This is a genomic window from Desulfovibrio sp. An276 (assembly GCF_002159665.1).
In the GTDB taxonomy this organism is placed as follows: Bacteria; Desulfobacterota; Desulfovibrionia; order Desulfovibrionales; family Desulfovibrionaceae; genus Desulfovibrio; species Desulfovibrio faecigallinarum.
Genome location: NZ_NFJC01000061.1, coordinates 1 through 6973, shown reverse-complemented (window position 1 = coordinate 6973; position 6973 = coordinate 1). Strand labels below are relative to the sequence as shown.

The window sequence follows — 6973 nt, the reverse complement described above, 5'->3', positions numbered from 1 at the left end:
CAGAATCAGGTGCAGCCAAACGAGATGCATTCCGGCACAGCCTGGACGAAAAAGTGGTTATTTCCATTTTGGAAATAACCACACAACACCTTGTCATTCCTGACAAAACAAAAGACCTCCCCTTGTGACGCCTTGCCGGCACACAGAGGAAGGCCCTGCAACATCCAGAATCAGGTGCAGCCAAACGAGATGCATTCCGGCACAGCCTGGACGAAAAAGTGGTTATTTCCATTTTGGAAATAACCACACAACACCTTGTCATTCCTGACAAAACCAAGCCCCCCTGTGACGCCTTGCCGGCACACAGAGGAAGGCCCTGCAACATCCAGAATGTATCAGGGAAAGACTATTGCGTCGGGTTCACCGAATCCAAGAAGCGGTAGGGGCCATCGTAGGAAGGTGTCCCGTAGATCTGGCACACGTGGCTGTTCCACACGCCGTTGCACAGATCGTGCAAAACGTACCCTGGAGCTTCCATGACAAAGGTGTCACCGCCCTCGGGCGAGAGATCCAGTTCCAGCTGCATGGCTGCAGCCGGTACCGTGAGCGCAGGCACGCCTGCCCAGCTTGTGAAAATGGGCCTGTGCATGTGCCCGCAGCACAGACGCACCCAGGGAGCCTCTTGCAGCACCCTTTCAAGGCCATCCACGTTCTCGTAGGGCTCATCCATGGCTCCCATGCCTGTCACAAAGGGTGGATGGTGCATGAAGACAAGGGTCGGAACCCCAGGCCTTTTTGCAAGCTCACCTGCAAGCCAGTCCACGCACATTTCGGGCATGTGCCCTGAATGGGAGCCGGGGCTCATGGTGTCCAGCATCAGAAAGCGCGCCTCATCCCTTTCAATGGCATAACAAATATACGGCGCCACTTCCTCGCAGGCAGGGCACCAGTCCTGCAGGATGGAGCGCATCCTGTCGCGCCTGTCGTGGTTGCCGGGGATGGCGTACACAGGGAAGCCAAGGTCCGAGAGGGACCGATACAGCATGTGGTAGGCCTGCTCGTCGCCGCTGTCTGCCAAATCCCCGGTGATGACCATCATGTCCGGTTTCTGCTTGAGACGGGCCAGATGCTTCCTGGCCACTTCAAGGCATTTGCACGTGTTCACAACACGAAACGACAGCTTGCCGTCACCGCGCAGGTGGAAGTCGGATATCTGCAATATACGCATTCTTGTTTCCTGACAGGGTTTGCGCGCCTGCCCTCTTCCAAAACCGGGAAGAGAACAGGCAGCGCGACCGGTTAGATGTGCTCCACATCGTCACCAAAGCGGCGCACGGCCGCGGTGTGCTTTTTCTGCACGATGAAGGCTGCCACGGCGCTCGTTGCTGCTGCGAGCATGGTGTAGAGGCACACGTACACGGGGTCTCCGTCTGCTATCTTCATGAAATAGGTGCACAGGCCAGGCACGATGCCTGCCACGAGGAAGCCAGGGAACTGGTAGCAGATGGATATGCCAGTATAGCGCACCTCAGCTGGGAAGAGATCCGAGAACAGTGCGGCCTCGGGGCCAAAGACGCCGGCATAGAAGATGCTCAGGGGGATGATGATCGCTATGGCAATGAGAAGGAGATTGCCACCGCTTGCTTCCATAATCCAGAAGGAGGGGAAGATGGAGATGCCGCACAGAAGGCTTGAAATGCCGTAGACGCGGCCGCGGCCAAAGCGGTCTGCAAGGCGTCCTGCCACGAGGATGAAGGGACACATGGCAAGGGCCGCAATCATGACGAGGGTCAGGGCCTGGGTTCTCTCAACCTGAACGTACTGCACAAGGTAGGTGATGACAAAGACTGCCAGAACATTGAAGAAAACACCGTCGATCCACCTGGCACCCACGCCAAGGGCAATGTTGCCGGGATGTTCCTTGCAGACCTGCACGATGGGCAGCTTCTTCTTGGCAGTGTCCTGCCTAGCCCTTTCCTGAACCTTCTGGAAATCCGGTGTCTCCAGGATGTGCATGCGGATATAGAGGGCAATGGCAATGAGGACAACGCTGATCAGGAAGGCTGCCCGCCAGCCCCATACGAGGAACTGCTCGTCCGTCAGGGCCCAGGAAAGCAGGGCCACGACGCCGGAGGAAAGACACAGGCCAGTGGCAAGGCCCATCTGGGGAATGGCCGCGTAGAAGGCGCGCTCCTTCTTGCTTGCGTACTCGTAGGTCATGAGCACTGCACCGCCCCACTCGCCGCCAAGGCCAAGTCCCTGACACAGGCGCAGGGTCTGCAGGATGATGGGTGCTGCAATGCCTATCTGCGCGTAGGTGGGCACAAGGCCTATGCCAATGGTGCCTATGCCCATAATGAGCATGGTGAGCACAAGCATGCTCTTTCTGCCTATGCGATCACCGAAGTGTCCAAAGAGAAAGCCTCCGAAGGGCCTTGCGAGATAGCCTATGGCAAAGGTGCTGTAGGCCAGGATTGTGCCCATGTAGGGGTCGTCCGTGGGAAAGTACAGCTTGTTGAAGACTATGCCTGCGACAACGCCGTAGAGAAAGAAGTCGTACCACTCAATGGTTGCACCTATGAGACTTGCCAGGACAACCTTGCGTATTTCCTTTTTGCTGGGGGTACTCATGACGAAACAAGCTCCTGCTGCAATGTTGATCCCGCTTGAGACTGCGGGTGGATTCAGATATTTTTACTAAAATTTTTACTAAATTTTAATTACAGTTTCCTTGGGTTCTTTGGGCTTGTTCGCCTGTACGTATAGTCTCTGTGCGGATAAAAAACAAGATAGCAGAAAATCCTTGAAGTAAAAATTTTATAAAAATCTACTTTACCTCACATCAATGCTGCCCATATTATACTAAAATTTTAATAAACAGAGGGGGCAAAAAATTGATCTTTTCATCCCTTCCTCGTACTCTTCGCCAGCAATTAGGGCGACCCAGGGCCTGTCTTTGTCCGTTGCCCAAAAACAGCCACTGCCAGGGAGGAGATGTGACAACCAAAAAACGCGTCACCATGGAAGACGTAAGCCAAAAGGCCCAGGTCTCGCTTACGACCGTCTCCATGATCCTCAACAAAAGGGCGGATATGTCCTTTGCGCAGGAGACTGTGCAAAGGGTTCTCGACGCTGCGAGGGAGCTTGGCTACAAAAAACCCGAATACGCGCGCACAAGGCCCCTTACGGACAGCAAAACCATAGTTATTGTCTGCCCCAACATAACCAACGCCTATTACGCGACCATTGCCCAGGCCATACAAAGGGCCGCGGCAAAAAGGGAGTATACAGGCATCATCCTCACAACCTACCGTTCTGCGCAAAGGGAGGAAGAGGCCCTGGAGATGGGCATGAGCCTTGGCGTATCCGGAATAATCTTCACCATGATGCCGCAAAAGGCCAAACGCATAGAGGAAATCAACAAAAAGGTCCCCGTTGTGGTCATAGGCGACAGGAACACAAGCCTCAATGTCGACACCATAGAGCTCGACAACTTCAAGGCAGGGACATTGATCGGCCAGCATCTTCTGGAGCTTGGGCACAGGCGCATAGCCTTCATCTCCACAACCCTTGACACAGTAAACAACATCCGCAGAAGAAGGCTTGCCGGCCTGCAGGAAGCTCTCGAAGACAAGGGTGCCAGCCTTCAGGTCCTCTCAAGGGACATCACCCCGGAAGAGGAACTGGACAACCTCAACATCGAATATGCCACGGGCCTTGCGCTCACCGAAGAATGCCTGAAGCGCTTTCCCAAATGTACGGCCCTTGTGGCTGTCAACGATTCCGTGGCCTACGGCGTGCTCGATGCCCTTGCGGCCCATGGGCTGAAGGTCCCTGAAGATCGCAGCGTCTGCGCCTTCGACAACCTTCCCTTCTCGCGCCTGTCCTGCATGGACTTGACCTCGGTAGAGCATCACATAGCGGAAAAGGGCCGCAACGCCTTCGAGATGTTTTTCGATCGCATTTCCAAAAAAAGTACCAACAACATCACTCGAGTGGAATTCTCCCACTACCTGCGCGTTGGCAGGACGACCGGCCCCTGCCCCGGGAGCAGGGAAGTGTAGCCACGGATCACACAATTCGCCCCCAGCCCGCTCACAGATACCTTCCGGTCACGCTCTCACCACACTCCCTGATGCTTTTGGGAGAGCCTGTGGCGACTATGCGCCCGCCGCTTTCGCCTCCGCCGGGGCCCATGTCGATGATATGGTCCGCGCTGCGTATGACATCAAGGTCATGTTCAATGACAACGACCGTGGCCCCCTGCTCCATCAGCGTGCGAAAGACCTGCAAGAGTGTCTGCACATCCAGGGGATGCAGCCCTATGGTGGGTTCGTCAAAGACAAAGAGTGCGTCCGACTGTGTGCGCCCCATTTCGCCTGCAAGCTTCAGCCTCTGCGCCTCGCCGCCGGAAAGCCCTGGCGTCTCCTCGCCCAGGGTGAGGTAGCCAAGGCCAAGATCCCGCAGGATCTGCAGCCTCTGGCGCACAAGCTTCATGTCCCGGCAAAAGTCGAGGGCGCTCTCTATGTCCATGGCCATGAGCTCTGGCAGGGATTTGGCAATGCCTTCCCTGTTGTGCCAGGCAATGGCCAGGGCAGCCTTTGCATAGCGCGAGCCCCGGCACTCCGGGCAGGGGATGTCCACGTCCGGCAAAAACTGTACATCCAGGCTGATCCGTCCTGTACCGTCGCAGACAGGGCAGCGAAGTTTTCCTGTGTTGTAGGAAAAGTCCCCTGCCTTGCAGCCAGCCTCCCTGGCAGCAGGAGTCTTTGCGTAAATGCGGCGCAGCTCGTCGTGCACGTTGGCGTAGGTTGCGACAGTGGAGCGCACGTTGATGCCAATGGGGGTCGCATCTATGAGCCTTGCGTGGCGTATGCCGCAGGGCTCCACTTCCCGCACATGCGGGGGAAGCTCCCTACCCTCTGCGCTTGCCTCAAGGGCAGGCACAAGGCTCTCGAGCACAAGGGTAGTCTTGCCGGACCCCGAGACACCGGTCACCACTGTCATGCGTCCCTTGGGAATGGACACGTCCAGCGGGTGGACGGTGTGGATGGCAGAGGTGAGAAGGCGTATGCATCCTTTTGCAAAAACCTCCTCCTTGGCAAGGTCGCCCAACTTCCGCTCCCTGTTCGCCAGAAAGGGGCCTATGCGCGAGGCTGGGGTGTGGACGATATCCTCCACGCTGCCGCACGCAAGGACCTTGCCGCCACAAGTTCCTGCCCCGGGTCCCATCTCGACGATCCAGTCCGCCTCGCGCAGGATCTGCGTGTCGTGGTCAACGAGAAGGACGCTGTTGCCGTCTGCCACAAGGTCGTGCATCACCCCGTTGAGGCCAGTGATATTGGCAGGGTGCAGGCCAATGGAGGGCTCGTCGAGCACGTAGAGCACGCCCGTTGTCCTGTTGCGCACGGCTCGTGCCAGCTGCATGCGCTGACGCTCGCCAGTGGAGAGCGTGGCTGTGGCACGATCCAGGGAAAGGTAGGAGAGCCCAAGCTCCTGCAGCCTCTTTGCTGTGGATGAAAAGGAAGCAATGATGCTCTCGGCCATGGGGCGCATTGCCTCGGGAAGGGAGGAAGGGACCGAGTGCACCCAGGCCACAAGATTTTCCAGGGAGAGGGCGCAGGCCTCATCAAGGCCAAGGCCGTTCAGCTTCGGCGCCCGTGCCTCGCAACTCAAGCGCGTTCCCTGGCAGTCCGGGCAGATGTCTTCCTTCAGGAACTTCTCCACCCGCTTCATGCCCTTCTCGTCCTTCACCTTGGCAAGGGCGTTTTCCACAGTGTAGGTCGCGTTGTAGTAGGTGAAGTCCAGTTCGGCAGCATCGTTGGAGTTCTTGGCCTTGTAGAAGATGTGCTTCTTTTCCGCAGGTCCGGAATAGACGATTTCCTTCTCCCTGTCCGTGAGATCCCTGAAAGGAACGTCTGTGCGCACGCCCATGGCACGGCACACGTCCTTCATAAGAGACCACATGAGCGTGTTCCAGGGAGCCACTGCACCCTCGTCAATGGTAAGGCTTGTATCCGGCACAAGGCTTGCCCTGTCCACAGTGCGGACAAGGCCTGTGCCTGAACAGCGGCGGCAGGCGCCCTGGCTGTTGAAGGCCAGATCCTCTGCTCCGGGGGCGTAGAAACGGGCTCCGCAGGTGGGACAGACAAGCTCCCTTTCTGCTGCCACGGCAAGGCTCGGGGGCACGTAGTGGCCGTTTGGACAGCGATGCGAGGCAAGGCGGGAGAACATGAGGCGCAAATTGTTCAAAAGCTCGCTGCCAGTGCCGAAGGTGGAGCGTATGCCAGGCACGCCGGGCCTTTGCCTCAGGGCAAGGGCTGCAGGGATGTAGAGCACCTCGTCCACGTCCGCCCTGGCTGCCTGGGTCATGCGGCGGCGCGTGTAGGTGGAAAGTGAGTCCAGATAGCGCCTTGAGCCCTCGGCGTAGAGGACGCCCAGGGCAAGGGAAGACTTGCCGGAACCGGACACGCCGGCTATGCCCACGATGCAGTTGAGGGGGATGTCCACGTCGATGTTCTTCAGGTTGTGCACCCTGGCTCCGCGGACCACAATCTTTTCCGGGATATGTTTTGTTTCTTCCATGCCTTGAGGCCTCCGGCCCATGTGTTGAGAGCAATCCTGCCCGCACTATACGGCTCGCCTCGAAAACCTGTCCAGTCTTGGGAAACGGGGGATTTCCATAGTTGCACGCGGCCTCTCCTTGCCGCGACAAAGATAAGGAACTGCCTCCAGCTTGTTCCCGCCCTGTTTGTCTTCAACTTGTGCTTGAGGTTTGGTTCTCGATTGCCTACTCTGAAAATGCTTGTGACATAACGAAGCACACAAGGCATGAGCCTGCTTCCCGGCCTGAAAAGCGCTGCCGGGGCAAGACAGGCAAGGAACTCAAGAACTTGGGGAAGTTGCTCCAAGGCTCCATTCCTGCCTGAGTTTTGCACGATTTTATACTAACAACGGGAGTGACCATTCAGCTTGCTTTAGACTTCCGACCCCGTTTGGCGACTCGTTTGGAGGTATAGCCTGGGGCACATTC

The 6973-nt window shown here is 57.2% G+C and carries 4 protein-coding genes; 1 reads left to right on the top strand and 3 read right to left on the bottom strand.

Translation table 11 applies throughout. From position 1 onward, the window contains the following. Positions 1-346: 346 nt before the first annotated feature. Together B5F76_RS14065 and B5F76_RS14060 are read right to left on the bottom strand one after the other, a co-directional pair. Complete coding sequence (locus B5F76_RS14065; protein ID WP_087355691.1) at positions 347-1168, bottom strand: phosphodiesterase; 822 nt, start codon at positions 1166-1168, stop codon at positions 347-349. Positions 1169-1239: 71 nt separating this feature from the next. Beyond that, a complete protein-coding gene (locus B5F76_RS14060; RefSeq protein ID WP_087355689.1) occupies positions 1240-2571 on the bottom strand; it encodes an MFS transporter in 1332 nt (443 codons plus the stop codon). 365 nt (positions 2572-2936) lie between these two features. Here B5F76_RS14060 and B5F76_RS14055 point away from each other — a divergent pair, with 365 nt between their 5' ends. Then, positions 2937-4004, top strand: a complete 1068-nt coding sequence (locus B5F76_RS14055) for a LacI family DNA-binding transcriptional regulator (RefSeq protein ID WP_087355687.1) — start codon at positions 2937-2939, stop codon at positions 4002-4004. Between the two features lie 31 nt (positions 4005-4035). On the opposite strand, the gene B5F76_RS14050 is transcribed toward B5F76_RS14055, so the two are convergent. Further along, the gene (locus B5F76_RS14050) at positions 4036-6525 is read right to left on the bottom strand and encodes an excinuclease ABC subunit A (protein ID WP_087355685.1); all 2490 of its coding nucleotides are present in this window, start codon (positions 6523-6525) and stop codon (positions 4036-4038) included. Positions 6526-6973: the final 448 nt, after the last annotated feature.

Excerpts from the sequence above, each read along its gene's own strand:
- B5F76_RS14065 (WP_087355691.1), bottom strand. The coding sequence starts at position 1,168 with ATGCGTATATTGCAGATATCCGACTTCCACCTGCGCGGTGACGGCAAG.
- B5F76_RS14060 (WP_087355689.1), bottom strand. The coding sequence starts at position 2,571 with ATGAGTACCCCCAGCAAAAAGGAAATACGCAAGGTTGTCCTGGCAAGT.
- B5F76_RS14050 (WP_087355685.1), bottom strand. The coding sequence starts at position 6,525 with ATGGAAGAAACAAAACATATCCCGGAAAAGATTGTGGTCCGCGGAGCC.